This window comes from Odoribacter sp. (genome assembly GCF_985060555.1).
In genome coordinates, this window is the sequence record NZ_CFKYFN010000056.1 from 24,868 (window position 1) to 50,504 (window position 25,637).

Genomic DNA, 25,637 nt, shown 5'->3' on the forward strand with positions numbered 1-25,637 from the left:
ATTCAATGCCCGAATGAGACTTCAATTAAATCAGGATGGGAATTGTGCAAACTGATCTGCCCGGGTAAAATAACCCAAATCAGTGGAAGCAAATTTTTTACCGATAACGATAGTATAAATATTCCGGTAAATTGTATCTAATAATCCGGAAGCCAATAGTTTGGAACCAAAAGCGAATAGTTTTTTGAAAGATTCAAAAGAAAAAACTTTCAAAGGAATCCACTTTGAAAAAATCCATAATAAAACTGTATTCACGAAAGCATTTAAAACAGTCTGAACAGCAAGTGACCATACTCCGAAACCGGTATATGCCATGACTATGCCGACGATGCCTGATATTATCGCAGCACTAAAAGAAGCCTTTGCCTGAGTCTTAAAATCTATTTTTATAGACAATATAGCCCGTTGAACGACAGCTAAAGAATTTATAAACAGATTCAAGGCTAATACACGTGTTAATCCTGTCAGTTCGGGCGTGTTATAAAATCTCGCTATTAAAGGAGAGGAAAAAAACAGAATAAAGTAAAGGATAATTCCTACAACGATATTAAAATAAAATACAGTAGAATAATCAATTTCTGATCTGTCTTTTTTCTGAATTAAAGCATTGGAGAAACCACTGTCTATCAACGTTTGTGCTATGGCGATAAATATGGCGAGCATTCCGATCATCCCATAATCAGAAGGTAAAAGTATTATGACCATAATGACAAACTGAATACCTTGAACCGAAAAGCGTTCAACACAACTCCAAAGAACTCCTGAGATCGTTTTTTGTTTTAGCGATGACAATACAATCAAATAATTAATAAAACATATTAATCTAATTAAATCAGAATTTAATTGGACTTTTAACAATTCGGATAACATTTATATTTTTGTGAAAAGTTTTTTATTATTGGGAGGAAATGACCTTGATGAATAAAGAAATTAAAGGACAGATTTTCGGTTATGCAAGGGTGAGTACGCGTGATCAGAATCTGGATATGCAACTGGATGTGTTGCAACGACAAAATTGCGTAAAAATCTTTTGCGAGAAAATTTCCGGGGTAAAAAAACGTCCGGAACTGGAACATTGCCTTTCACTATTACGTGAAGGCGATGTATTAGTCGTTTATAAATTAGATCGTTTGGCCCGTAGCCTGTCTGAAATTGTCCGGATATGCTCGGAGCTGGAAAGTAAAAACATACGGATTCGTTCGGTCAAGGATAATATCGATACGACCGATTATATGGGGAAATTTACGATGCATATTTTTGCGGCTCTGGCAGAATTCGAACGGAATGTGATTATGGAAAGGACTCGTGAAGGACGGGAAGCAGCCCGGAAAAGAGGAAAAAAATTCGGAAGACCTCAGGGCTTGAATCCGGAAACCCAGCAAAAAGTAAAAAAAGCAGCTCTCTTGTATCAAAAAGGATTTGCTGTAAAACAAATATGCCAACAAATTGAAATTAAGAGTAAAAGCACACTTTATAAGTACCTCCAACTGGAAAATATTCCCCTGAGATCTTTCTCTAAAAACTGAAAAGGCATTTTTTTCTTTGTAGTGGAAAAATAAAAGGCTATTTTTGCGGCTGAAAATAAGACGGTTCTTCAGTAGAAATATGACACTGAGGACCGCGGAGCGTACCTAATCGGTTCCTTTTCTAAAAGATAATCATATAGAAATCAAGTAGTAAACTATATTTACCCTGAGTTTAGTTTAAATAAATTCAGTGAAATAATTTGCCTTAAAAAGGTCCAATTAAATTCTGATTTAATTGGACCTTTTTTATTATATAGTTATAACTATCGGGGGAATGCTAACCACATAGGACAAAGCAGGATATGTGTATAGATAAATCCAGATTAAATCCAGTACAAATCCTATTTATTACCAGATTAATAACTAAATAAATAAGCTTTAATCCAGTTTTTATTTGGATTTTAATCATTTTTTAGTTAATTTCATGGAAGCTGATACTCAAAGGGATCTCCGGGGAATCGCTGTTATCGGGAAATTGATTCATTTTCAAACTAAAAAAACAGGCTATGGGTACTGCTGAAAGGAAGTTTCGGAAATGTTATCCTTTATGAAGTAAACGGACAGCTGAGAATAAGGAGCAAAACGGGACGGTATAGAAAATCGAAAAGTAGTAAGCAAAAAGCACAGAAAAACAGGTTTAAAGGGGCGGCTTCATTTTATCATAAACTGGAAATGCCGATGTATATGACCTGGAGCGATGCTACGCATGGACAAAACATAAGCGGATATAACCTTTTTATAAAAGAGAATATCCATAGCTTTACGGAGACAGGAGAAATTACCGAATTTTCAGGCCTGAAGATATGTTACGGGCCGCTTTATATCCCGGATTATTTCGGAATGCAATATACCACTCCGGATCTTATTCGCCTGGAATGGAATCCCGGGTATAAAAATCAGGGTTTCGACGACGACTTATTACAAATAGCCATTTACGATAAAACCAGGGTAGACGACGGTGAGATATATTGGCTGGAAGGTTTTGAAACCATACGGGCTACAGGAGCATATACCTTTACTCTCCCGGCCGAAAGAGGTAAAGAGATCCATTTATTTGCTTTTTTCAAAAATAAATACCGGAACATTTTTTCGGAAAGTCGTTTTCTGGGAACAGTGGCAAAAGAAACATAAGTCTCCCCTGACGGAAGAAATGAACGAATTCGTTTCGTTCTGCACCCGGTTTGCATTATCATTCGATAAAATAAGCTACATCTCAGCAAAGTTCAAGTAAACTTGGCTTTGCTTTCGGTTTACATTATCTTTGTAGCAGAATCAAGTCGTGCGGAATTATGAAAATGTGTATTGCAGAGAAACCAAGTGTTGCCAAAGAAATCGCGAATATTCTGGGAGCTACGACCCGGCGGAACGGATATCTGGAAGGGAATGGATATTGTGTTACCTGGACATTCGGACACTTATGTACCCTGCAAGAACCGGGAGAATATACGGAGAAATGGCAAAAATGGAATTTAGGGGTATTGCCGATGATCCCCTCGAAATTCAGGATCCGTCTGATCGAAGATGAGGGAATAAAAAAACAATTTGTCGTTATCGAGGAGCTGGTCTCGAAAGCTGAAATGGTGATCAATTGCGGGGATGCCGGCCAGGAAGGAGAACTGATTCAACGCTGGGTATTGACCAAAGCCAAATGCGGGGTACCTATCAAACGCCTTTGGATTTCTTCGCTGACAGAAGAAGCCATCCGGGAAGGATTCGAAAAACTCATGGAATCGCAAGATTTCGATACTCTCTATGCGGCCGGTTCTGCACGGGCTATCGGCGACTGGCTGTTAGGGATGAATGCCACGCGGGCTTATACGTTGAAATACGGGACAGGAAAAAACGTACTCTCGATCGGACGAGTGCAGACCCCTACCCTGGCCCTGGTCGTCGAACGACAAAAAGCGATCGAGAACTTTAAACCGGAAACTTATTGGGAAATACGGACGAATTACCGGGAAGGACTTTTCTCCTGTTTGCGCGGACGGTTCAATAAAAAAGAGGAAGCCGAAGCCCTCCTGGAAAAAATCACTCCACTCGAACTGGAAATTCTCAGTATCGAGCGGAAAAAGGCCATGGAACATCCGCCGAAACTGTTCGACCTGACTCTATTGCAGGTGGAATGTAACCGAAAATTCGCCTATACAGCCGAAAATACCTTAAAAATCATACAGTCGCTTTACGAGAAAAAGCTGACCACCTATCCCCGTGTGGATACCAACTTTTTACCGAACGACCAATATGCCAAAGTTCCCAAAATACTTCAGGGCCTGAAACCTTATGAGGCTTTAACACAGCCGATCTTATCGGGAGGAAAAATACGGAAGTCAGCCAAAGTCTTCAATGACAAAAAAATTACGGATCACCATGCCATCATTCCTACCGGTGTATTCAGTTACGATATGTCTCCCGAGGAAAAGCGGGTATATGATCTGGTAGCCCGCCGTTTCATTGCCGTCTTCTATCCGGACTGCGAAATAGCCAATACAACCGTTATGGCCAGAATTGGCGACGAAGACTTCAAAGCCACCGGAAAACAAATCATCGATCCGGCGTGGCGGGTGGTATTCGGCAATAATACAGACAAACAAAACGAAGAAAACGTATTACCGGTTTACGAAAAAGGAGAACACGGCCCGCATACCCCCGAAATCCAGGAAAAACAAACTCAGCCCCCTAAATACTATACGGAAGCCGATTTATTGAGGGCCATGGAAACTGCCGGGAAACAAGTGGAAGACGAAGAACTGCGGGATCTGATGAAAGAAAACGGAATCGGACGCCCTTCTACCCGCGCAAATATCATCGAAACGTTGTTTAAACGGCAATACATCCGCAAAGACAAAAAACGGATTTTAGCAACAACGACAGGCATAGAGCTTATCGACACCATTCAGAACGACCTTCTGAAATCCGCAGAACTGACGGGACAATGGGAAAAGAAGTTGCGTATGATCGAAGACGGTACCTATCAGGTGGCCGACTTCATGGAAGAATTGAAGGCGATGGTAAACGAAATCGTCCATTTTGTACGTTATTCTTCAGCGAAAACGATCACTGTAGAAACACCGGAGGAAAAAGACGGGGAAGACAAGAAAACTAAAAAAGAAAGGGAGAAAGGAAAAGGGAAAAAGGAGAACGGAGAAAAAATTGCAGTTGTATTGAAATGCCCCAAATGCGGACAAGGAGAAATTGTGAAGGGAAAAACCGCCTGGGGATGTACCCTATACCGGAAATCCTGTGATTTTCTGATTCCGATGGAAATACAAGGCAAGAAACTCACCCAAAAACAAGTAGATACATTAATACAAAAAGGCCAAACCGGCAAAATATCCGGTTTCAAGGATCCGAAAGGCAACCCGTTTAACGGAATGATCCGCCTGGATGAAAATAAAAACATTATAGTCGACAAGATATAATATTACAAAAAACGTATACACACTTTTTATAACAACAACTTATTATTAACTTTCCGGGGTTGGATGTATACCTTATAATATTTCAGGACTATGAAAAAAAAATGGGGAATTATAGATTATTTAGTCATCGCTACAATAATAATCATTCTATTAGCTACCTCTTGGACAGAAAAAGGAAAATGGATTCTTTCATCTGTATTGATCATTTCATTGACATCAACATTTTTGACAAATAAAACAATCAAAATAATAATCGCTATCCTCCTTTTAATAACACTTATTATTACTCTTTATTTCAATCTTATTTAAAATAGGGAAGATGGTAAATGAAACAGACTGAATAAAAAACTTTGCTTCATAAATTTAAGTTTTTAGGTTAATCGATACGAATTTAAACATAATTATCAATAATAAAAATATTTATCGATATTCATTAAGAAAAAGATACAAACAAATATACAGTTTTAGATAAAGTTTATGTTATCCGAAAAGATTAAATAAATATATTCCCAAAACAGAAATCCCCTAATGGCCCGCTTTCGGATCGGTATATTGAATAAAAAACAGAGAAAACGGTCTATATCTAAAAACTACCGTATAAAAAGAAAAATAAGATACCCGCCTTTAGAACAGGAAACGGGCTATTAATGAAAGAAAGGCCCACTCTGCCGTAAACAGACCGACAACTGATCTATCAGTACATTCTTTGAACACGCTGATCAGCTTTAATAAATAGCTTAAAATCCGGAACCGAAAGTCCCGCCAATCAGCCCTATACCCATGTATATCCCTACATGGGACACTAATCCCAACAAGTCGAAAATTCGACTTGTCGGAATCCCTTTTTATTGTTGTTTCAAATACCCTTTTTCCTGTGCTTTCTGCATCAGTTCCTGCATCGTCTGCATCCCGATCTGTTGGGCGATAGGTAATATTTCGGCTGTCGCTTTGGGATTCATTTCAGACAATTTCTTTCCTACCGGAGTTTCATAAAACTTGATGATCTCTTTCAGATCATCCAGCGTAAGGTATTTTTTATACACCGGGATCACCGCCTTGATCATCTTGTCATACATCCCATTCATAGAAGCATCCAGCTCTTTCCAAAATTCATCGGGAGCCTGAGGCAACTGCTGCTTTAACATAGCTGTCATCTGAGGGAAGATTTGTTTCATGGCATCCATGGTATGAGTCATTTCCAACATCTTGGCAACTTGCTTCTCATACTCCTGATTATCCTGTGCCTGTACACCGAGTGCCACACACCACAATACGGCTAAACTTACCAGAATCTTTTTCATATTATTAAAATTAAATCTATCGGTTCCGACAGAATAAGCCCATCCGATCCGGAAAATTTATGGACTTTTCCGACCGGTCTAAGGTAAGGAAATTTTTATCGTCTGCAAACTAAAATGAAAATTGCAGCCGGGCCTGAATCAGGTCGAAATCATCACCTCCCTTGGGCGAACTATTTCCGACCATCATATGGGTATAATTGATTTTTGCCGCTACATATTTATTGATAAAATAATTCATTCCCAAAGAAATATCCGTCAGTCTCCCTCCCCGGATACCGGCATCATTCAGGTCGATCATATTATAGCGGCATAACACTTCAAGGCTTTTGGGAGCAGGATTGACGATCATACCGGTAGCAGCATTATAATTATGCTTTGCTCCCAGAATCATGTATCCGATCTGACCGTACCATCCTTTGCCATTGTAATTATCGGCCTGAAAACGATTCAGGTGTGCCAGAAAATATTGCCCCTGGAAATACCATTTATTGTAGAGCAAAATCATTTCGAGATCGAGCTTCCATTGATTAATCACCTGATCCACTTTTGCCTCTACATACGAATTATCGTCTTTCGTCAATAAATCGGTCGGTATGCCGGCATTGAAAGTGATCGTTTCCTGTCCGCTACTGAACCGGGGTGCGACAGAAAGATGGACAAGTTTCTTATCTTTCAACAGAGGCCGGCCGATCAGTTTCGCCGCCAGGGAATAGCCCTGATCCAGCGACTTGGACTTCTGTACATCTCCGTCGCTGTATATACCTCCCATAAAATTAAACCATTGGTGATTATAGCTGTAGCCTACCCCCAATTTCCGGGAATTTCCCAACGCTTTATCCGAAGCAGCATTGGTCATAAAACGAAAATTCGTCGTTCCTACCCGGGAATTTCCGAAAGGCTCATATTGATAACCGACCCGGACAGCCTGTTCACCGAATTTGTAAGTCAGGAAAATATCCTTCATACTGATCTTACTGTCTCCATACCCCAATTCTATTTTAGCTTCCCAGTGCTCCAGAAAACGAATCTGGGTCCCTAAACGGATATCGTTCACCTGAAAACTACTACCTAAATCGGTGGTATCGTTAAAAAAATACCCTCCGTCAAAAAATACACGGCCTATCAACCGCCATTCGAAACCATTCGCCCCCCCTTTTACAAACTCCTGAGCAGAAAGTGAAATAAAAAACGAGGAAAGAAAAATACAGGAAAAAAGCAGAAAAAACCGAAGACCTAAATGTGTGAGCAATCTTTTCATAATCGATGTTATTAAGAGTGTAAAATTATAAAATGAAATATTAACAAACAAATTCCAGATAAAAAGAGTAAATCCCTATCTTTGTCCATCATTTAATCTATCATTTCAGTTACAAGAGTTTCAGGTTGTTTTTACCCTCTTTACCGGCTTTGTAACTACAGCGGACAGCATCGATGATTCACGGATAATCATCGGTCGTATACGTTAAAACAGACAAAAAGTAAGCAAAATATGAACAAAGAAATCATCGACAAAACTATTGCAGCTTTACGCCACAACCATTTCGAAGCATTTTTTGCCCATAATACAGCCGAAGCCAGTGCGATATTTTTCCGGGATATCTTCCCGGGACTACAGGTGGAGACTGTTTCCTGGGGCGATTCCGAAACGATGAAGGCTACGGGCGTTTTGAATGAATTGCAAAAAAATCCGGAACTCTCGGTCATCGATAGTTTCGCTCCGGGTATGAGCCGGAAACAAAAGATCTATTGGAGACGCCAGGCTCTGTTAACCGACCTGTTTCTAACGGGGAGCAACGCCCTCACACAAAAAGGTCAATTGGTCAATCTGGATATGATCGGTAACCGGGTCGGCGGTATCACTTTCGGGCCTAAACATGTGGTATTGTTCATCGGTATCAATAAAATCACCGCAAACCTGGAGGAAGCCATGCACCGGGTCAGGACCATTGCAGCCCCCCGAAATGCAATACGCCATGAAGGCTTCCGTACCCCATGTCACAAGACCGGTGTATGTATGGATTGTAATAGCCCCGACCGGATTTGTAATGTCTGGACAATTACAGAAAAGAGTTATCCGGCAGGCAGAATCAAAGTCATTTTGATCGGAGAGGAACTGGGGCTTTAAACGAAACAAAATCAGGGATTAAAAGAAAAAGAAAGTGATTCGAGGATTACGGGAGATCTTACCGGATAACGGTAAGGCTTTTTCATCTATTCTGATATCGTTGAAGACGCGTAATTTCCGGTTGTATTTCACGGGGATGTGTGTGTCGCTGACCGGAACCTGGATGCAACAGATTGCGATGAGCTGGCTGGTATACCGCCTGACCGGTTCGGTATTTTTGCTGGCAACGGTAACTTTTATGGCCCAAATTCCGATTTTATTGGTCACCCCCCTCATGAGTGTTTTTGTCGATCGTTTCGACCGGCAAAAAATACTGATCCTGACCCAATCTTTATCTATGGTACAAGCCCTTTCGATGGCTGTACTGACCTTGAGCGGCGTGATCGAAGTATGGCATATCCTGATTTTAAGCCTGCTGATCGGTTGCATCAACGCCCTGGACAATCCCACCCGTCAAGCCTTCTATCCGAGTTTGGTAGCCAAAGAACATCTCAGCAATGCCATCGCGCTCAATTCGGCTGTGATCAATGGTTCCCGGCTCATCGGCCCGGCAGTCGGAGGAGTACTGATCGGAATCTTCGGTGAAGGGCTCTGCTTTCTATTGAACGGAATCAGTTACCTGGGAGTCATCATCGCCCTCTTCCTGATGCGCCTGTCTCCTTTTACCGTTCAGCACCGCCGGCAAAATGTGCTCACAGATATACAAGAAGGTTTCTCCTATGTGTCCGGTAACATTCCCATACGGGCCCTGTTGTTGTTAATGAGTGCCGTTAGTTTCTTCGGCTTGCCGCTCATGACTTTTATTCCGGCTTATGTCAAGGATATTCTTCAGGGAGATAGCGAAATGCTGGGATTTTTACTATCCTGCATCGGAGTGGGCTCTTTTCTGGCCGCCCTTTACCTCGCAGCCCGCAAAAGCGTAGTCGGCCTGGGTAAGGTAGTCACGATATCGGCCTTCCTGCTGGGGATCAGCCTAATGATTCTATCGTATATCGATACTTATTGGATTGCAGCATTCATTTGCCTGCCAGCAGGATTTGCCATCATCAGTACGGTAGCCTCTATCAACACCCTGTTACAAACGTTATCCGATGAAGATAAAAGAGGACGTGTCATGGGATATCTGGCAATGACTTTCACCGGAATAGCTCCGGTGGGGAGTATGTTTCTGGGCAGTCTGGAAAAGCAAACCGGTTTACCGGCTATCATCCTGATTTCAGGTGTTTCCTGTGCTCTCGGAGGAATTATTTTCGAATACTACCGCCCATTGGTACGGAAACATGCCCGGCAAGTCTATATCCGGAAAGGGATTATCCAGGAAATTGCAACGGGGATCGATGCTGCAGAAGAGCAGATTTAAACAAGTCCCCTTTCCTTCATTTCCAGATAGCCATCGATCACCGTAGCGGTCAGTTTTTCGGGTTCGGTCAGAATGGTATAAATACCGGCATTTCTCAGCTCGTGGGCGATACGCCTTTTCTCTGTAATAAAACTTCCGGCTAAAGCTTTGAAATAGATATCCCGGATGCTCAAGGCCGGTTCGGTCACCACCCGGTTGATCTCTGTGTTTTCAAATAAAACGATCAGCAGCAAATGGTTATCCGTCAACCTTTTCAAGGCCGGCAAACGGCGCTTCATCCCGTCGACGGTATCGAAATTTGTAAAAAGGATCAGCAGACTCCGGTTATGGATCTGCCGGGAAGCCGTGACGCACAATTGCTCGAAATCCGACTCCAGATAATAAGTCTGCTGACTATAAAGCGCCTCGCTGATGCTATTCAGCTGCAACCGGCGGTTATCTGCTTTTATCAACGCTCCGGCTTTATCAGAGAAAGTCAGTAATCCGGCTTTATCTCCTTTTTTCAGAATGATATTCGCCAAGGCCAGAGTGGCATTGATCGCATAATCCAAAGTCGTCATTCCCCGAAAAGGAGCTTGCATGGTCCGTCCTTTATCGATCACGCAATACACGGATTGTGAACGTTCTTCGGTATAGGAGTTGACCATAAGCCGGTTGCATTTGGCGGTCGCTTTCCAATTTACGGTACGGGGATCATCACCCTGGATATAAGGCTTTATCTGGTCGAAAGCCGTGGAAATACCGGCCACCCGTATCCGTTTTATCCCGTTACCGGACTGCCGGCCTGTAAATGCCAGTAATTCGTATTTCCGCATAGAGACAAAGGAAGGATAAACCGCCACTTCCTTTTCTTTTCCGAAGGAATAGCGGCGTTCGACCAGCGACAAACGGGAGGTCACGAATACCCTGATCTGCCCGAACCGGTAAGCCCCCCGTTTTACAGGGCGGAGGAAGTAAGTACCTTCTTTGTGTTCGTGGGAGGACAGACAAAAATTCAAACTGTTGTTTCTTTCCTGAAATTCGACCGGCGCTTCATCTACGACACGCACCCGGACCGCAAAAGGATACTTGTTTTCCACCCGGATCCGTACCGGATTTTCTTCCCCGTTGGAAAATTTATCCCCTACGATACGTTGTGCACCGCATGCCTTTCCGAATCCATACAACAAGGTGATATCCACAACGACGAGTCCCCCTCCGCATCCCAAAGCCCAGATTACCCAGGGATATACCCGAGGAAATACGAAGGTCAGCAGTAAAGCGAATACCCCACCCCACAGGAACATAAAAAAACGCCGGTTCAAAAAGAGTTCCTTCATTATCTGGGAATTTCGACTTTAGCGATCAATTGTTGAATGACCTGATCCACCACAACCCCTTCCAACTCTTTCTCGGCCGAAAGCTGCACGCGATGCCGCAATACCGGAGCAGCCAGATACAATACATCCTCAGGAACGACAAAATCACGTCCGCTGATGGCAGCAAATGCTTTTGCACTATTCATCAAAGCGATCGATGCCCGGGGAGAGGCACCCAGGTACAACCAGGCATTGTCGCGGGTTGTACCGACGATATCTACGATAAAAGCTTTTATTTTTCCGTCGACATGCACATCATGTACTTTCTCCCGTAAATAGCTCAATTCCCCGACCGATACTACCGGTGTTTGTTCTTTCCAACTTTCGGACGATCTTTTATCGTGCAATTCCAATACTTCAATCTCTTCTTCTTTCCTGGGATAATCCACTAAAATTTTAAACATAAACCGGTCGAGTTGGGCTTCCGGCAGGCGATAAGTGCCTTCGTGTTCTACCGGATTCTGCGTTGCGACGACCATAAATGGAAACTCCATAGCATATTCTACACCATCATTGGTAATCTGTCTTTCTTCCATAACTTCAAAAAGGGCTGCCTGCGTCTTTGCCGGCGAGCGGTTGATCTCATCCACCAATAAAATATTGGTAAATACAGGCCCCTGCCGGAACTCGAATTTTCCTGTAGAAGGTAAAAATACCGAAGTCCCGAGGACATCACTCGGCATCAGGTCGGGAGTAAACTGAATACGGCAGAAACCGGCTTCGATCAAATGAGACAACACCTTAGCCATCAATGTTTTAGCCACTCCGGGTACTCCTTCGATCAAAACATGGCCGTCGGCCAGCAAGGCCGTCAGTAACAAATCGACCACTTGCCGCTGCCCGATAATCACCCGGGCCATTTGTTCTCTTAACAAACCAATTTTCTCATTCAACGCTGAAAAATCTATTCTCGTTTCAAAACCAGTATCCATATTTTATTGATTTAATTTCCTGTTAAAAAGTTCTGTTCCCTGTACCAAATTACGCAATTCGGTTTCATTCACCTGCCGGCTGGTCCTGATTTTCGTAATCAGCTGCACCAGTCTGCGGGTATCTTCCTCCTCTACCCCGGAGCGTGCGGATAATCCGAGGATAAAGGGTTCGTCCAGCCGGTCGGTAGCCAGTTGATATCTGGTCCTGACCTCTCCCAGAAAATAGTCGGTCAGTTTTAAAGCAATCGCCGAATGTTCTTTCTGTTTATAATAAAGTGAACTCACGGTAGCTATAAATTCGAGCATTTTATTTTCCGGAGGGTGGATTACCGGAATCGGACGTTGTTCTCTCCGTGCGCGGAACAGCACATAACACAAAGCTCCTGCCAGCAACAGATAAAGCGCCCATTTTAAGGCAGGGTATTGCAAAATCACCCGCAAAGGTGTTTGTGCTTCCTGCCTTCCCAACGTGTGGTAGGCGTCCCAAATCACTGTTCGACCTTTATCCGGTAACCACGACAACGCCTTGTAATAATAATCGCCACAGACACTATCCAAAACCCAGCGATTGGTGAAAGCCCAGGGATTCAAATTCAGGAATACCTGTCCCCGCCCATAGGGTAGGCGGATAAAATCGGTGGAATCGTTATCGATCCTGATCCCCAAACGTTCGCCTTTAAAATCAGCCGGCAAGACAAAATAGCTACCGTGCCGGATTTTATAAAACGGATATACGTGCCCGGGAGCAAAAAGCAATTTACTGCCGCTGGGGTTCAAATTCTGTTCCAGCTTCAGGGATAAAGCATTCAACAGCGTGTCGGCAATCCACCCGGCGGCAACGAACATATCATTTCCTTTCTCTACCCACTGCATCAAATGTTTCAATTCAAGGGCATCGATCCGATAGTCCGAACCGACAAAAATGTATGTCCCGGCAGATGTATCCCGCCCACTTCCGAACTCTTCGGCTATCGACAAGCGCGAAGTCCTGATCTTTGAATCCGGGAATAATTCAGGCAAGCTCCGGTATGTAATGTAAGTACCGTAAGGGATCTTATCCTTCGGCGAATACGTTTCGGACCAATCTACCGGCCGGGGACGATTTGCCTCATACCAGGTGTAGATCAGTGATAAGATCAACAATAATGCAATACCGACAAAATTTCTAATCTTCATTTTTTCAGTTTATCCCGGAATTCGTCGAACACCGGTTCAAGTTGCCCATACAGAGAAGCACTCACCTCAAAATCACCGTAACACACGCAATCGAAAATATAAGCGAGCTTTTCAAAATCATCCCTTAAGGCTTTATCTTTCAATTCATAGTAATAGGATCTATTCGTTTTATGGGCATCCCAGCGGATCATTCCTTTTTCATCCATCAAATGCAGCAGGCCTCCATAGCGAATGCGTATAGCCAATTTGAAATCATTTTCCGCCACGGCTTGTTCCAGCATTTGCCGGTAAGAAAGTTCGTTCCAGGCTTCACCTATCCAGGGGGCCATCGTTTTCTGAAAGTCCGGTTCCGATTTTGCAGTCAGCCAAAACTTGCTGCGTACGAGTTTATAAATGCCAAAAACGACGATCAGTCCTGCCAGCACTTTCAGCAACAAGTCCAGCCATACGATATCTTTATGCGTGTAACTACCGAAGATATGCTGCATGAGCCACCACCTCAATCTCTGCCACCAATCGCCGGTTTCGGCAACCGGTTTCACCGAATAATCGAATGCCGGATCGTCACGGTACTGTTGTAAAAAGTTTTCTCCGGGAGTACGTTCCCGATAAGCGATCCGACCAGAAACCGATACCGACTCCGCCGAAACCGAAGCAGCATACCCCTCTCCCCGTCCCACAAGCAGAACGACGACAAAAACAATATATTCAATGCATTTCTTCACGCTCCGGCATTTGTTTATCCCTATTCCCGATCTGTCCGATCTTACTCAACAGACCGGTATGTTCTTTCTGTTCCAGATAAGTGAAGAACCGGACTGCAATACCCACCACGGAGATCAGTTGCAACAGGCTTTGTCCCAGGTTTGCGAACAAAAGACTAAAAGTCGTTTCGTAAATTCCAGGAAGCTGCTGGGTAAAAGTAGTCTTAAAAGTCAATACCAGGTAGGGAATGGAAAAAATATAAGAAAGCCCGCCGACAATCAACTGTAAAACGATCACATACCCGAAGAAATTCCACCACTTTCCCTTCAACAACTCTCTCGAACCGCTCATTCCCGCCGAAATCGACCGGTTTTCCAGTATCATATAATAGAATACGAAACCAAAAACGACTCCCAGATAAACCCCGGGAGCAATAAAGAGTATCGTACCGAAAACAACCATCAGCAAATAGATAACCGCCCACAACAGGGATTTACCCAGATTACGCCACATCACTTGCCAAACCTCTCCCGGAGTGATTCTTGCCTCGTCGGCCGCAGCAACTTTATCCTGATAAACACGAATATAAGCGATACCGATCAGCGCCATCCAGAAATAGATCACCATCGTCGAAAGATTGGTCAACAGGCTATTGGTCAGCATATCGAGCGGCGATCCGGCGTATTGATCAGGCTGTACGATCGCAATCAAGCTCTCACGAGCCGAATAGCTCATAAAAAACAATCCGATAAAAATAACAGGCAGGGCAATCACCGCAAAAGACCTCAGCAAAGGCTTAAATTCCTGTTTAATAAAATTAAAAGTCAGGGTAATCGAATCACTGAACCCACGTACCTGATTAAAATTAATCTTTTCCATTCACATGTATATTTAAAATATCAATCAATCTATTTCTCCTTCGTTCAACTTCTGTCTGCGCCCGATGATCACAGGATAAACGATAAAATAACCGATCACGCCGACAGCCGAAATCCCGATACAGAGTGCACCGACGACAGGCATAGCATCTGCATAACGGGTAATATAACTCTCGATCACGCCGGCCAGAATAAAAAAGGGAACTAATCCCGCTACGATCTTCACCCCACGAACAGCTCCCCGCCTGAAAGAAAACAAACGGGGATAAGTCCCGGGAAACAAAAAGCTATTCCCCATAATCAGACCGGCAGCTCCGGCAATAATAACCGAAGTAATCTCGAAAGTACCGTGTGCCCATACCGACATGACGGAGTGGGCCAATAAACCGTATTTATAGAAAAAATATTCGAAAGCACCGATCATCATCCCGTTCGAGAAAAGGATCCACAAAGTTCCGGCCGAAAAAAATAACCCGAAAGCAAAAGCGATAAAAGACACCCGGATATTGTTCGTCGTAATCCGCAAAAACATCTCCCATTCGTCTCCCTGGTTATAAACGCCCATCGGTTTACCGGAAGTGATATTATCGATGGTCATATTCACATAAGTATCTCCCAAAATCAAGCGGATGAACGACTCATCGTGAGCAGCTGAAAATACCCCGACAAAAGCCGACAACACGAAAAAGAAAAAGGCAAAAAGTAAGGTTTTGTATTCGCTGGCCAACAGTAAAGGCAATTCTTGTTTCCAAAAATACCATATCGGTTTATTTTTCCGCACAGGCCGCGAGTTGATATCGGTTTGATAACCGGCAATCAGCTGGTTCAGGTAGCGTTCCACCTCGCTTCCCGGATAAAAAGTACGGGCATAAGCCAGATCATCGGACAATTCGATAAAATTAGCAGCCAAATGCTCCGCATCCGGTTGCTGTCCGTTTTCCATATTTTTCCATTTATCTTTATTGCGTGAAATAAACCGGGCTTCTTTCATACTCTCAGTTAAACAGCATAAAAGTATATTTTTTTCAGAAAAAAACATATGTTTGCAAGATAAAATAGAATATAAATTCAACTTATATGGATATATCTATACGTACTGCCCAGCACGTCAATATTGCATACCAGCCGGCAGGATTGGTGAACCGGATAGGGGCAACCCTCATCGACCTGGCTTTCTTAGGCGGAATATACATACTCTGTTTCACCCTGGCTTCCCTCAGTAGTATTTTCAGGAACACCACGACAGCCATTATCTTATTGGTCATTTTAATGTGTTACCATTTTGTTTGTGAATACTTTTTTCATGGCAGGAGTCTGGGTAAACTAACTTTACATTTAAGGGTCGTACGGCTCGACGGCCGAAAGCTCTCTTTCTGGAATTGTCTGTTGCGCTGGATATTGCGTCTGGTAGACATCAGTGCCAGTATGGGTATTCTTGCTATGCTGAGCATTATCATCAGTTCGAAAATGCAGCGTCTCGGGGATTTGGCAGCAGGTACCACGGTCATTCATGAAAAAAAGGACACCGATCTGAGACGGATCAGTTTTTTCGAAACACCGGAATCTTACCAGCCGACTTTTCCCCAAATCGCTATGCTTTCGGATAAAGACATGGCCATTGTCCGGGAAGTGTTCCGGGAATTCGAAAAAAACAAAGAGTATAAACTCCTGGAGCCTTTATCGGCTAAGATCAAGGAATTGACCGGAATAGAAACTCATATGAATAATTTACAATTCATCCAAACTATATTGACGGACTATATTCATTTGACGAAATAAATTTGGTAGTTATATACATATTTACACTTATAAACCTACATTTAGGATAAACATGTATATAAATACCATAAATTTTATGAATTATTAAGTTTTGATCAGACACCGATATCAAATTCAAAAAAAATTCCAATCAGACGTAACCGATTCCCAAAATATGTATATTTGCATAATCTAATCAAGATTTAGGTGTGCATCATTACTTTTATAACTAAAAACTAAAAATTATGATTGGTTCTATTATTTATCTTGCGATTGTCGTGATCGTCATCGCAGGCATGTGGAAAACATTTGAAAAGGCCGGGCAGCCGGGTTGGGGATGTATCATTCCGATTTACAACATCTATCTGATGACTAAGATAGCAGCCAAACCGGCCTGGTGGGTGATCATGTTTTTCATTCCGTTGGTAAATATTGTATTCGCTATCATGCTTTACAATGAAATAGCCAAAAAATTCGGTCAGGGAATCGGCTTTACCATCGGTCTGATTCTTTTACCTTTCGTTTTCTTCCCGATTTTAGGTTTCGGTGATTACACTTATCAAAATGAAGTAGCCGCTCAATAATCTTTCGGAGCCATAATAAAAAAGGCTGGCAGAAAAGTAAAATTTTGGGAATGACCCCTAAAAGTTGGATACAAAACTTTTAGGGGTCATTTCAAAACTCTTCCTTAGTTAAATTACATCTATTTCACTTTTCAAAATAGCCAGTATTATTTCACACAATCCAACGCAAACGAACGACATTCCCCCGGATGCATTGAAAAATAGTTTTCTCCAAACAGCTCAGAATGAAATCCATAAGCGATTCACTTGGCATTTTGATCCCTTTTTTCTATATTTGCAACCTCAAAATAAAATTATAATCAAAAAAATACAGAATCAATGGCAACAACAGCAGATTTCCGTAACGGACTATGTATTGTATTCAAAGACGATTTATATACAATCGTACAGTTTCAGCATGTAAAACCCGGTAAAGGTCCGGCATTCGTGAGAACCAAGCTGAGAAACGTAAAAACCGGCCGTATACTTGAAAACACATTCACCTCTGGAGTTAAAATCGACACGGCCCGTATCGAAAGACGTCCGTATCAATTCCTGTACAAAGAAGGCGAAGACTATGTGATGATGCATACCGAGACTTTCGAACAGGTAAACATCCCGGAAGAACTGATCAATGCCCCTCAATTTCTGAAAGAAGGAGATGCAGTAGAAATGGTTGTACATGCCGATACCGAAACTCCGTTGTATGTCGAGTTGATGCCGAGTGTCGTGTTGGAAGTGACCTATACCGAACCGGGCTTGAAAGGCGATACCGCTTCATCTACCGCACTGAAACCGGCAGAAGTGGAAACCGGCGCCAAAGTAATGGTTCCCCTGTTCATTGAAATGGGAGAAAAAATCCGGATTTCGACAGCCGATGGCTCTTATGTTGAAAGAGTAAGATAATTCATAATTACGATTTACGATTTACGTTCAGAATCGATTGTAAATCGTAAATCTTAAATTTCTATATTTCCGTCAGCTTCTTTCGATAAGATATCGATAACAATTTTAGCCGCATTTTGTTCGGCTTCTTTTTTGGAAGTACCTTCCCCTTTTCCTTTTTCTTCCTCGCTAAGCATCACGGTGCAACAGAATTTACGACGTCCGCGAGCCACTTCGTCTGTCTGGAAATGGATATCGACTTTATTTTTTTGTCCCCATTCGATCAGGCGGCTTTTGTAGTTGGTGTCGATCGTCACCAGATCTTTGATATCGAAGAAATTGGGAAAGATAAACTTCTCGATAAACCGTTTGGTATTAACGAATCCCTGATCCAGAAACATCGCCCCGATAAAAGCTTCGAATACATCTCCGTAAATATGTTTATTCCGGGAGATATCCGATTTTGCGACGACAGCTTTATCCAGACCGATATTAATGGCCAATTCATTCAAAGATTCGCGGCTGACTACTTTAGAACGGACACGGGTAAGAAAACCTTCGTCCTTTTTAGGAAAGAATTTATACAATAATTCAGCGACAATAGCTCCCAGGACGGCATCTCCTAAAAACTCCAGACGTTCGTAATTGAGCACAACCCCTTTGGAAGTCATCTTCGATGCCGACTTATGCAGCAGAGCCAAACGATACAGACTCTTATTGTTGGGCACAAAGCCGATCTGAGAAATAGACAATCCATAAAACTTCCCGTTACGATTCAGGTAAAGTCTTATGGATTGAATGATTTGCCTAATCACAGCCCTAAAGAATTTAGTATGTGATTATTTTTTGATTACGACACATGCATTGTGTCCACCGAAGCCAAAAGTATTGCTTATGGCCACTTTCACTTCCCTCTTTTGCGGCTCGTTGAACGTAAAATTCAATTTCGGATCGAGCTCCGGAGCCAAAGTATGGAAATTAATCGTCGGAGGAACAATATCATTCTTTACAGCCAACGTACAAGCGATCGCTTCTACAGCACCGGCAGCCCCCAAAAGGTGACCTGTCATAGATTTCGTAGAACTGATATTCAACTTGTAAGCATGCTCGCCAAACGCTTTCAGGATAGCTGTCGGTTCGGAGATATCTCCCAACCCGGTCGAAGTACCGTGTACATTGATATAATCGATATCTTCGGGTTTCATACCTGCATCTTCAAGAGCCAGCAACATCACTTCATAGGCCCCGTCCGGATCCGGAGCGGTCATATGATAAGCGTCGCAGTTTCCGGCACCCCCTGCAATCTCTGCATAGATATGTGCACCTCTGGCCACAGCATGTTCATACTCTTCAAGAATCAGGGCAGCTCCACCTTCACCGATCACAAAACCATCCCGGTCTGCATCGAAAGGACGGGAAGCTGTCTTCGGGTCATCGTTGCGGGTTGAAAGGGCTTTCATCGAATTGAAACCACCTACACCAGGAACGGTGACAGCAGCTTCAGAACCACCGGCAACAATGGCATCAGCTTTTCCTAAGCGAATTAAGTTCAATGCATCAACAATAGCGTGAGCCGACGATGCACATGCAGAGACCGTCGTATAGTTCGGACCTTTCAATCCGTTTTCTATAGCGATCATGGCTCCTCCCATGTTAGCGATCATCTTAGGTATAAAAAAAGGATTGAATCGAGGCGTACCATCTCCTTTCGAGAAAGTATCACACTCCTCGAAAAAAGTCTGCAAGCCACCGATTCCTGCTCCCCATATTACACCTATCCGCTTTTTGTTCGCTGTTTCCAGGTCCAAACCCGAATCTTTAAGCGCCTCTCTTGCAGCGATGATACCGAATTGAGTATAAAGATCCATCTTCCGAACTTCTTTCTTATCGAAATATCCGGTCGGTTCGTAATTTTTCACCTCACAAGCAAACTGTGTGCGGAATTTTGATGCATCGAAACGAGTAATAGGACCGGCGCCACTGACGCCTTTCAATAAATTGTCCCAAAACTCAGGCACATTATGACCTAAAGGGTTGATTGTTCCAAGACCTGTAATTACTACTCGTTTCAAATCCATAAAAACAATATTAAATTACTTTGCGTTAGCTTCCACGTAAGAGATAGCATCACCTACAGTAACAATTTTTTCTGCTTGATCATCCGGAATAGTAATATTGAATTCTTTTTCCAGTTCCATAATCAGCTCAACAGTATCCAAAGAGTCGGCACCCAGATCATTTGTGAAGGTAGCTTCGGGTTTAACTTCTGATGCATCTACACCTAATTTCTCTTCAATAATCCGTTGTACTCTTTCAGTAATGTCAGACATAGCTTAAAATTTTAATTAGACATTCTTTTTACTTTAACACTCTATGCAACAAGATTTGCATAATTATCTAAATTCAGATGGCAAATTTAGACTTTATTTTTTTCACTAAAAAATTTTTTGCCAAGAATAAACTTTTATTACCTTTATCGTCTTGATTTTTAAATGCTTACACCATGAAAAAAATAGCAATATTTGCCTCAGGATCAGGTTCTAACGCTGAAAATATCATTCAATATTTTGCTCAAAAACCGCAATTCTGCGTAAAATCTGTCTTTTGTAATGTCCCGGATGCTTATGTTCTGGAACGGGCAAAAAAATACAATGTTCCGACCCTTGTTTTTAACCGGTCAGAACTTCGTGACCCGGAGAAAATGCTGCACCAATTACAGGCAGACGGGATCGATTTTATCATATTGGCCGGTTTTTTATGGTTAATGCCAGCTTGTATAACAGCTGCCTTCCCAAACCGGATCATCAATATCCATCCGGCCCTTCTCCCGGCCTACGGCGGTAAAGGTATGTACGGTCACCATGTACACGAGGCCGTTATTGCAGCCGGCGAAAAGGAAAGCGGCATCACCATTCATTATGTCAATGATCACTACGACCAGGGCGCTATCATCTTTCAGGCCAAATGCCCGGTGCTCCCGACAGACACCCCCGACGACCTTGCCGCCCGGGTACATGAATTGGAATACCGGTATTTCCCGCAGATCATCGAAGAGACGATTTTGAAACAGGAGGTCTGAGTAAACCTTGCCATTCCCCGCAAGTCACCTGAAAATGAACTAAAAAAATAGTGTGTCAAAAATTTTTGACACACTATATCAATAATCAGGCAAATTATGTCTCATTCCGGCAATCGCCCGGTCTGCCTGTCAGGAAATCTCCAGATGTAACGTCCTGCTGGCTGTCTTGCCATCTGCACTAGTTGCAAAACAATAAGCCATAACAGCGCCACTCCACAAATCAGAGACTTCGATTACCGTTTCTCCGGCTTCACCGCGCTGCCCTATTGGCACCAGACGCGTAAACAGCTGTTCGGTATCCAGAAGCAGCACATACACAACATCATCCGGATGGCAGTTGCTTTCTGCCGGCATCTCCGGATAGCTTGCTGTATAGGTCTGCGACTCCTGGTCGTAGGTCAGCGTCACCTCCGGCGGATAAAGACTACCGTTCGAAAATTGGAGTTTTTCAAAATCGATCTCAATGCCTTCATCTGTTTTACGGAAACATTCTTTGTTCGCCGAATGCCAGGCATTCTTAGGCGTTATTCCCCGTTTCCGCTGAGGAAAACCCACTTTGGCGATTTCCTTCATTTGCCCCGCCATTTGCGAGGCGGATTTGAATCTGGCCTTCACTTCTGCCTGCAAGGGAGTATTGGATTTATATTCGCTCTTACTCAAAGACCTGACATAATTTACGCCATCCTTTATATAATAAGCGACACCACCAACCTTGCTCACATAAGCACCGGCCAGATCCGGCTTAATCTTTCCCATAATTTTCTCAATTTATGGGGTTTGACATCACCTGCTCCGTCCTTCCAGACAAAACAGATATTCATTTTTTTCGACAGTCCCAAGACTGTCTTCAAAACAGTTGACCAAGTAGGATACGACTGCGCACCATCATATAACCTACCCGCAACCGTCAAAGGAATCTATTCACCCCATGAACTGTTTTCCGACAAGCACAGAACAAGGGAGATTACATTCCGTATTGGATCCAACATATAAAAGAGCGTAGAATTCCGCCTGACTTACGATTGTCTTATTGTAGCGGTTTTTTCCTGTTGCAAAAATAGGGTAAAACATCGGATATTTTCAAAAAAAATCCCCTATTTTTCTTTCCGGAACAACAAAATAATTATATGATTATCAATACCATATAGAATAGTAGCACCTGCATCGGCATCTGTCAGAACAGCAGCCGGAAATACCTGTTTTTTCGCTCCGGTATCATCTCCCGCATCACCACCGGCATCATTTTCTGCACCACCATCTGCATTTCTCCGCCATCCCCCACTCCATCTTCCCCCCTTCCATATCTTTTTTTAATTCATTCAACAATCAATTTACCTAAACATTTGCAGATGTGAAAAATATCTTATATTTGTGACATTGTGTACAAGTTGTCACAAAATATATTAATTGATATCCATGTCTGAATCGAACAAACTGAATACTGAAGAAATTGTAAAGCAAAATTCTGTTTCATATCCAGGTATAAGTTCAAAATATTAGGATGATTTTCCGGAAGATTTTGTTTTGTATATAGAAACGTCTTATGATATACAGGAGAATCAACTCATTGCCCATAATTTGGATGAAATTCAAAAAATCTACGCGGCTCATAATTTAAATTTTTTGTATTTACCCTTGTTGGTACAGGATGAAGCCAATGTTTTCTGACGTATTTATCCCGGTGCGGAACTCAACTGCACGATTTGTCCGGAAAATATAACTTCGGTTATTACAGCCAGCTTGTTTGCAGACCTGCATGTTTCAAAGGACATGCAAGGGGCAATGCTCCTGGCCCGTTCATCTCAGTGGGATAGACGGAATAAGGATTTTGAACTTACCCCTTTGAGATGTGGCATTCCCATCAGAGAATTGTTTCAGGCTCATGCCCGGATGCACGCTTTCTATGATGTTAACACGAAATATAGTAAAATTCTCACTGATGGAGAGCCCGAGGAAGAGACAGATCCGGAAATGCGCTTTGATACGGAAATCAGTAAAGTCATTTCGGAAATAGACGAACGGATTCGTTTTCTGAAAGGAAAAGGATTATTCCGCCTGCTGTCCGATACAATTGCTCCCATGCTGAAATCCAAACCAAGCCGGCTTCGTGTGACCGAAGATTTCAGGTTGTTTTTTCCGGATTACAACAACATGGAGATCTCCCTGAATCTCTTGCCGAAGGTCGTTTATTTCTTGTTTTTACGCCATCCGGAAGGCATATTCATTAAAAATTTATCTCTGTACCGTCATGAACTGACTCAAATCTACCGCCTGTTATCCCATCGGGACAATTTGGAGGACATGAACGAAAGCATCCGTAAACTCACCGACCCGTCCGACAATTCCATTTATGAAAAATGTTCCCGGATAAAACGGGAGTTTCTTCAGAAAATGAGCGACGACCTGGTACAAAACTACTATATAAAAGGTTATGAATGGCACCCAAAACAAATTAACCTGTCACGCACATTGGTAGAGTTGCCGGATACTCTGAAAAATATACAAATACCCAAAGAAATACAGATGAATATCATGGTGTCTCATACCTATCAACTTCTGTCAAAAATGAACCGGTGATTTTTCATTGCCAGGAAAGGGAATATCGCCGAAATCCCTGAAAAAACTTTTGCAAGTCTTGCAAAAAATACATCTGCACCCAACTGTTTCCTATTTTTACCCTACTAATTAAAAACAGTCACCCTTAACCGTTTGCATAATGTTTAAATTTGTTTATATTTGTCATGTTGTTGGGCTAAAGACCTGACAGCGGACATATTAAATGAAGCGTTTAGCTTATCCTTGATAGAAAATTCGCCAAAATTTTAAGTAGAAGGATAACAGTACAAACGTTCATGCTTGCCATATATGCAATTCTGCAATATATCGGTCAGCGTGGGGTGACTGTTTATTTCTACAAGGTGTTTGGCGATACCTCTATCAGATAAACTGGAAATTCCCACGCTTCTTTTTAGTTGTAAAATCAATTGTTTGGGAATTTGAGGTACTAAATCAATTAGTGTATGGTAAAAAAATTTTTTATTGTTATCCTTGTACTTATGATTCTAATGTCATGCAGGGCATTTCGGTTTCAGCCTATGGACATTCCACAAAAGCAACTGCCACCACTGAAAAGTCAAATTAGCGTTATAACTGAAGGTGCTATGCCTAATGTAATTTTATCATTAACAGAAACGAGAGGTATCTCCTCTGCTGTGTTAAAAGCACTTTGTTCTTCCGAAGGGGACTTCCAGGGGTCTATAAAATGTGATGTTAGGTTAAGTCGAAAAACTTCTTCTGCGATTTGGGAATTCACCTGTTATATGTTTTGCGGTTTATTTAATATTATCGGCTTACCTGCTGGTGTATACAAAAATCAAGCGGATGTCGTCATTCGTATTTATGATTTATCAGGTAATCATATTGGCACCTACCAAGGGGTTGGATTCGATAAAAGAACTATTGCCTGCTATTATGGCTATAGTATAAAGAATACTACTCGGACATCAGTAGAACAAGCACTTGTAAATGCCATGGGCGAGGTATCAAACAAAATCCAAAGGGATTATACATACATCACGGCAATGCTTGATAAAAATATCGAACAATTGAAAAAAGAGAAAAAAGAACTGGAGCTTGACTTTGAGATCAGACGCAAAAATTAATACCAAATTATTATGAAAACAATATTTACTTTGCTGCTCATATTTGCAGTTTGTTGTTCATTGAACGCACAAAATCTGAATAAACATCTGAATGTAGACGTAAATATCAAAAAAAAGCCGAAACTCAAGTACTCAAACCTTTCCTATTCTAAATCTCCTGAAGTCAAACCTCTTGACTTAAGTAGTTTCAAGGAAGCCGGCAATGCTATCATTGAAACTGCTGATGCTTTACAAAAAAGAGCTTTGACAAATGAGAATAAGGCGCATGAATTTTTAAACAAGGTAATGACTTTGGAAGTTCCTGAAAATTGTGAAGAATACAAGAAAGCTTTAATCAGGGATGTAATCAGAGCGCGGGACAATTATATTGAAGAAAAAGAATATATCATATTTGCAGATGATATTGATCATATTATGTATCAAGCCTATTTACAGAGTCCAAACCTAAAACGTATCAAAAATCAGATTACATTGAACGAATTGGAACACAAGTATACAGAACAAATACACGGACAGGTAATTAATGGTATACTGGAACAAGAAATAAAAGAAATGTGCCAGGTCGTTATTCCGGTCTTAAAAGAATTGAAAACAGAACATATAGATTCTATTTGCTTTGATTTGATCACCGTTTTATCATTGGAAGGATATATAAAGGGGTCTAATAATTATTTGGGTATCAAGCAACAGACAAGTATTCGGGCTGTCAAACGTACTGATTTCCCTGATTTGCCTGCGAAATATCTTTCTGTCCGTGATTTTACATTAGATTTCTATGATTTATACGTGAAAAAAAACGTTGGAATTTTTGAGGAAACGGCAGCAATTAATCTATATCGTAAATTAATCAAGAAATATTATTCACCACAGATTGTTCAAGCGATATTGAACCTATGAAAATGGAAATGTT

General features: G+C 42.0%; 25 protein-coding genes. 12 read left to right on the plus strand and 13 right to left on the minus strand.

Features of this window, described 5'->3' with window-relative positions:
* Positions 1–30: 30 nt before the first annotated feature.
* Positions 31–858, minus strand: coding sequence for a lipopolysaccharide biosynthesis protein (locus AC5RDS_RS07300; RefSeq protein ID WP_229091399.1), 828 nt, complete (start codon positions 856–858; stop codon positions 31–33).
* A 59-nt stretch (positions 859–917) separates the two neighbouring features.
* On the opposite strand from AC5RDS_RS07300, the gene AC5RDS_RS07305 reads away from it, so the two are divergent.
* From AC5RDS_RS07305 to AC5RDS_RS07315, 3 genes are all read left to right on the plus strand, one after another.
* Positions 918–1,526 carry a recombinase family protein gene (locus AC5RDS_RS07305; RefSeq protein ID WP_046402312.1) on the plus strand — a complete coding sequence of 203 codons (609 nt, stop codon included), beginning with the start codon at positions 918–920 and terminating at the stop codon, positions 1,524–1,526.
* 684 nt (positions 1,527–2,210) lie between these two features.
* Entirely contained in the window at positions 2,211–2,657 is a 447-nt protein-coding gene (locus AC5RDS_RS07310) for a hypothetical protein (protein ID WP_147347671.1), read from the plus strand.
* A gap of 158 nt (positions 2,658–2,815) precedes the next feature.
* Positions 2,816–4,945 carry a type IA DNA topoisomerase gene (locus tag AC5RDS_RS07315; RefSeq protein ID WP_118944902.1) on the plus strand — a complete coding sequence of 710 codons (2,130 nt, stop codon included), beginning with the start codon at positions 2,816–2,818 and terminating at the stop codon, positions 4,943–4,945.
* Positions 4,946–5,790: 845 nt separating this feature from the next.
* On the opposite strand, the gene AC5RDS_RS07320 is transcribed toward AC5RDS_RS07315, so the two are convergent.
* Together AC5RDS_RS07320 and AC5RDS_RS07325 are read right to left on the minus strand one after the other, a co-directional pair.
* On the minus strand, positions 5,791–6,246 hold the full coding sequence (locus AC5RDS_RS07320) for a DUF2059 domain-containing protein (RefSeq protein ID WP_013613149.1): 456 nt from the start codon (positions 6,244–6,246) through the stop codon (positions 5,791–5,793).
* 109 nt (positions 6,247–6,355) lie between these two features.
* Positions 6,356–7,504: an OprO/OprP family phosphate-selective porin gene (locus tag AC5RDS_RS07325; RefSeq protein ID WP_022159550.1), complete on the minus strand. Its 1,149-nt coding sequence runs from the start codon at positions 7,502–7,504 to the stop codon at positions 6,356–6,358.
* 231 nt (positions 7,505–7,735) lie between these two features.
* Here AC5RDS_RS07325 and AC5RDS_RS07330 point away from each other — a divergent pair, with 231 nt between their 5' ends.
* Together AC5RDS_RS07330 and AC5RDS_RS07335 are read left to right on the plus strand one after the other, a co-directional pair.
* On the plus strand, positions 7,736–8,371 hold the full coding sequence (locus AC5RDS_RS07330; protein WP_013613147.1) for a lactate utilization protein: 636 nt from the start codon (positions 7,736–7,738) through the stop codon (positions 8,369–8,371).
* Between the two features lie 34 nt (positions 8,372–8,405).
* Positions 8,406–9,731, plus strand: a complete 1,326-nt coding sequence (locus AC5RDS_RS07335) for an MFS transporter (protein ID WP_118103174.1) — start codon at positions 8,406–8,408, stop codon at positions 9,729–9,731.
* Here the strand turns inward: AC5RDS_RS07335 and AC5RDS_RS07340 are convergent.
* The 6 genes from AC5RDS_RS07340 to AC5RDS_RS07365 are packed head-to-tail and all read right to left on the minus strand — an operon-like array spanning position 9,728 to position 15,771.
* Positions 9,728–11,050 (minus strand): DUF58 domain-containing protein, encoded by a 1,323-nt coding sequence (locus AC5RDS_RS07340; RefSeq protein ID WP_013613145.1) that lies wholly within the window; start codon positions 11,048–11,050, stop codon positions 9,728–9,730. The genes AC5RDS_RS07335 and AC5RDS_RS07340 overlap by 4 nt on opposite strands.
* Complete coding sequence (locus tag AC5RDS_RS07345) at positions 11,050–12,021, minus strand: AAA family ATPase (RefSeq protein WP_013613144.1); 972 nt, start codon at positions 12,019–12,021, stop codon at positions 11,050–11,052. The genes AC5RDS_RS07340 and AC5RDS_RS07345 overlap by 1 nt, the downstream gene beginning before the upstream one ends.
* A 3-nt stretch (positions 12,022–12,024) precedes the next feature.
* Entirely contained in the window at positions 12,025–13,197 is a 1,173-nt protein-coding gene (locus AC5RDS_RS07350) for a DUF4350 domain-containing protein (protein ID WP_013613143.1), read from the minus strand.
* A complete protein-coding gene (locus tag AC5RDS_RS07355; RefSeq protein WP_172720280.1) occupies positions 13,194–13,922 on the minus strand; it encodes a DUF4129 domain-containing protein in 729 nt (242 codons plus the stop codon). The genes AC5RDS_RS07350 and AC5RDS_RS07355 overlap by 4 nt, the downstream gene beginning before the upstream one ends.
* A complete protein-coding gene (locus AC5RDS_RS07360) occupies positions 13,906–14,781 on the minus strand; it encodes a hypothetical protein (protein ID WP_013613141.1) in 876 nt (291 codons plus the stop codon). The genes AC5RDS_RS07355 and AC5RDS_RS07360 overlap by 17 nt, the downstream gene beginning before the upstream one ends.
* Before the next feature lie 24 nt (positions 14,782–14,805).
* Positions 14,806–15,771, minus strand: coding sequence for a stage II sporulation protein M (locus AC5RDS_RS07365; RefSeq protein WP_013613140.1), 966 nt, complete (start codon positions 15,769–15,771; stop codon positions 14,806–14,808).
* Positions 15,772–15,857: 86 nt separating this feature from the next.
* Between AC5RDS_RS07365 and AC5RDS_RS07370 the strand changes: the two genes are divergently transcribed.
* The 3 genes from AC5RDS_RS07370 to efp all read left to right on the plus strand — a co-directional run bounded on the left by AC5RDS_RS07370 (position 15,858) and on the right by efp (position 18,007).
* Complete coding sequence (locus AC5RDS_RS07370; protein ID WP_046403701.1) at positions 15,858–16,559, plus strand: RDD family protein; 702 nt, start codon at positions 15,858–15,860, stop codon at positions 16,557–16,559.
* Between the two features lie 224 nt (positions 16,560–16,783).
* Positions 16,784–17,122 (plus strand): DUF5684 domain-containing protein, encoded by a 339-nt coding sequence (locus AC5RDS_RS07375; RefSeq protein ID WP_013613137.1) that lies wholly within the window; start codon positions 16,784–16,786, stop codon positions 17,120–17,122.
* Between the two features lie 318 nt (positions 17,123–17,440).
* Complete coding sequence (gene efp, locus AC5RDS_RS07380; protein ID WP_013613136.1) at positions 17,441–18,007, plus strand: elongation factor P; 567 nt, start codon at positions 17,441–17,443, stop codon at positions 18,005–18,007.
* A gap of 53 nt (positions 18,008–18,060) precedes the next feature.
* On the opposite strand, the gene rnc is transcribed toward efp, so the two are convergent.
* The 3 genes from rnc to AC5RDS_RS07395 are packed head-to-tail and all read right to left on the minus strand — an operon-like array spanning position 18,061 to position 20,316.
* Positions 18,061–18,801, minus strand: a complete 741-nt coding sequence (gene rnc, locus AC5RDS_RS07385) for a ribonuclease III (RefSeq protein ID WP_013613135.1) — start codon at positions 18,799–18,801, stop codon at positions 18,061–18,063.
* Between the two features lie 24 nt (positions 18,802–18,825).
* The gene (gene fabF / locus AC5RDS_RS07390; protein WP_022159530.1) at positions 18,826–20,064 is read right to left on the minus strand and encodes a beta-ketoacyl-ACP synthase II; all 1,239 of its coding nucleotides are present in this window, start codon (positions 20,062–20,064) and stop codon (positions 18,826–18,828) included.
* A 15-nt stretch (positions 20,065–20,079) separates the two neighbouring features.
* Positions 20,080–20,316 carry an acyl carrier protein gene (locus tag AC5RDS_RS07395; protein WP_013613133.1) on the minus strand — a complete coding sequence of 79 codons (237 nt, stop codon included), beginning with the start codon at positions 20,314–20,316 and terminating at the stop codon, positions 20,080–20,082.
* Positions 20,317–20,489: 173 nt separating this feature from the next.
* Here AC5RDS_RS07395 and purN point away from each other — a divergent pair, with 173 nt between their 5' ends.
* Positions 20,490–21,065: a phosphoribosylglycinamide formyltransferase gene (gene purN, locus AC5RDS_RS07400; RefSeq protein ID WP_118107486.1), complete on the plus strand. Its 576-nt coding sequence runs from the start codon at positions 20,490–20,492 to the stop codon at positions 21,063–21,065.
* Between the two features lie 129 nt (positions 21,066–21,194).
* Here purN and AC5RDS_RS07405 read toward each other — a convergent pair whose 3' ends face one another.
* Complete coding sequence (locus tag AC5RDS_RS07405; protein WP_118107488.1) at positions 21,195–21,821, minus strand: DUF6266 family protein; 627 nt, start codon at positions 21,819–21,821, stop codon at positions 21,195–21,197.
* A gap of 1,014 nt (positions 21,822–22,835) precedes the next feature.
* Between AC5RDS_RS07405 and AC5RDS_RS07410 the strand changes: the two genes are divergently transcribed.
* The 3 genes from AC5RDS_RS07410 (at position 22,836) to AC5RDS_RS07420 (ending at position 25,624) form a co-directional block, all read left to right on the plus strand.
* Positions 22,836–23,642: a hypothetical protein gene (locus tag AC5RDS_RS07410; protein WP_118107490.1), complete on the plus strand. Its 807-nt coding sequence runs from the start codon at positions 22,836–22,838 to the stop codon at positions 23,640–23,642.
* Positions 23,643–24,085: 443 nt separating this feature from the next.
* Entirely contained in the window at positions 24,086–24,727 is a 642-nt protein-coding gene (locus tag AC5RDS_RS07415) for a hypothetical protein (protein WP_195328901.1), read from the plus strand.
* 12 nt (positions 24,728–24,739) lie between these two features.
* Entirely contained in the window at positions 24,740–25,624 is an 885-nt protein-coding gene (locus AC5RDS_RS07420; protein ID WP_195328900.1) for a hypothetical protein, read from the plus strand.
* Positions 25,625–25,637: the final 13 nt, after the last annotated feature.

Bases quoted from the DNA above. Each gene is read 5' to 3' on its own strand.
- AC5RDS_RS07405 (WP_118107488.1), bottom strand. From the start codon at position 21,821: ATGGGAAAGATTAAGCCGGATCTGGCCGGTGCTTATGTGAGCAAGGTT.
- AC5RDS_RS07410 (WP_118107490.1), top strand. From the start codon at position 22,836: ATGCAAGGGGCAATGCTCCTGGCCCGTTCATCTCAGTGGGATAGACGG.
- fabF (WP_022159530.1), bottom strand. From the start codon at position 20,064: ATGGATTTGAAACGAGTAGTAATTACAGGTCTTGGAACAATCAACCCT.
- AC5RDS_RS07420 (WP_195328900.1), top strand. From the start codon at position 24,740: ATGAAAACAATATTTACTTTGCTGCTCATATTTGCAGTTTGTTGTTCA.
- AC5RDS_RS07365 (WP_013613140.1), bottom strand. From the start codon at position 15,771: ATGAAAGAAGCCCGGTTTATTTCACGCAATAAAGATAAATGGAAAAAT.
- AC5RDS_RS07360 (WP_013613141.1), bottom strand. From the start codon at position 14,781: ATGGAAAAGATTAATTTTAATCAGGTACGTGGGTTCAGTGATTCGATT.
- AC5RDS_RS07320 (WP_013613149.1), bottom strand. From the start codon at position 6,246: ATGAAAAAGATTCTGGTAAGTTTAGCCGTATTGTGGTGTGTGGCACTC.
- AC5RDS_RS07415 (WP_195328901.1), top strand. From the start codon at position 24,086: ATGGTAAAAAAATTTTTTATTGTTATCCTTGTACTTATGATTCTAATG.
- AC5RDS_RS07350 (WP_013613143.1), bottom strand. From the start codon at position 13,197: ATGAAGATTAGAAATTTTGTCGGTATTGCATTATTGTTGATCTTATCA.
- AC5RDS_RS07370 (WP_046403701.1), top strand. From the start codon at position 15,858: ATGGATATATCTATACGTACTGCCCAGCACGTCAATATTGCATACCAG.
- AC5RDS_RS07345 (WP_013613144.1), bottom strand. From the start codon at position 12,021: ATGGATACTGGTTTTGAAACGAGAATAGATTTTTCAGCGTTGAATGAG.
- purN (WP_118107486.1), top strand. From the start codon at position 20,490: ATGAAAAAAATAGCAATATTTGCCTCAGGATCAGGTTCTAACGCTGAA.
- AC5RDS_RS07310 (WP_147347671.1), top strand. From the start codon at position 2,211: ATGACCTGGAGCGATGCTACGCATGGACAAAACATAAGCGGATATAAC.
- AC5RDS_RS07375 (WP_013613137.1), top strand. From the start codon at position 16,784: ATGATTGGTTCTATTATTTATCTTGCGATTGTCGTGATCGTCATCGCA.
- efp (WP_013613136.1), top strand. From the start codon at position 17,441: ATGGCAACAACAGCAGATTTCCGTAACGGACTATGTATTGTATTCAAA.
- AC5RDS_RS07395 (WP_013613133.1), bottom strand. From the start codon at position 20,316: ATGTCTGACATTACTGAAAGAGTACAACGGATTATTGAAGAGAAATTA.
- AC5RDS_RS07305 (WP_046402312.1), top strand. From the start codon at position 918: ATGAATAAAGAAATTAAAGGACAGATTTTCGGTTATGCAAGGGTGAGT.
- AC5RDS_RS07330 (WP_013613147.1), top strand. From the start codon at position 7,736: ATGAACAAAGAAATCATCGACAAAACTATTGCAGCTTTACGCCACAAC.
- AC5RDS_RS07340 (WP_013613145.1), bottom strand. From the start codon at position 11,050: ATGAAGGAACTCTTTTTGAACCGGCGTTTTTTTATGTTCCTGTGGGGT.
- AC5RDS_RS07325 (WP_022159550.1), bottom strand. From the start codon at position 7,504: ATGAAAAGATTGCTCACACATTTAGGTCTTCGGTTTTTTCTGCTTTTT.
- AC5RDS_RS07315 (WP_118944902.1), top strand. From the start codon at position 2,816: ATGAAAATGTGTATTGCAGAGAAACCAAGTGTTGCCAAAGAAATCGCG.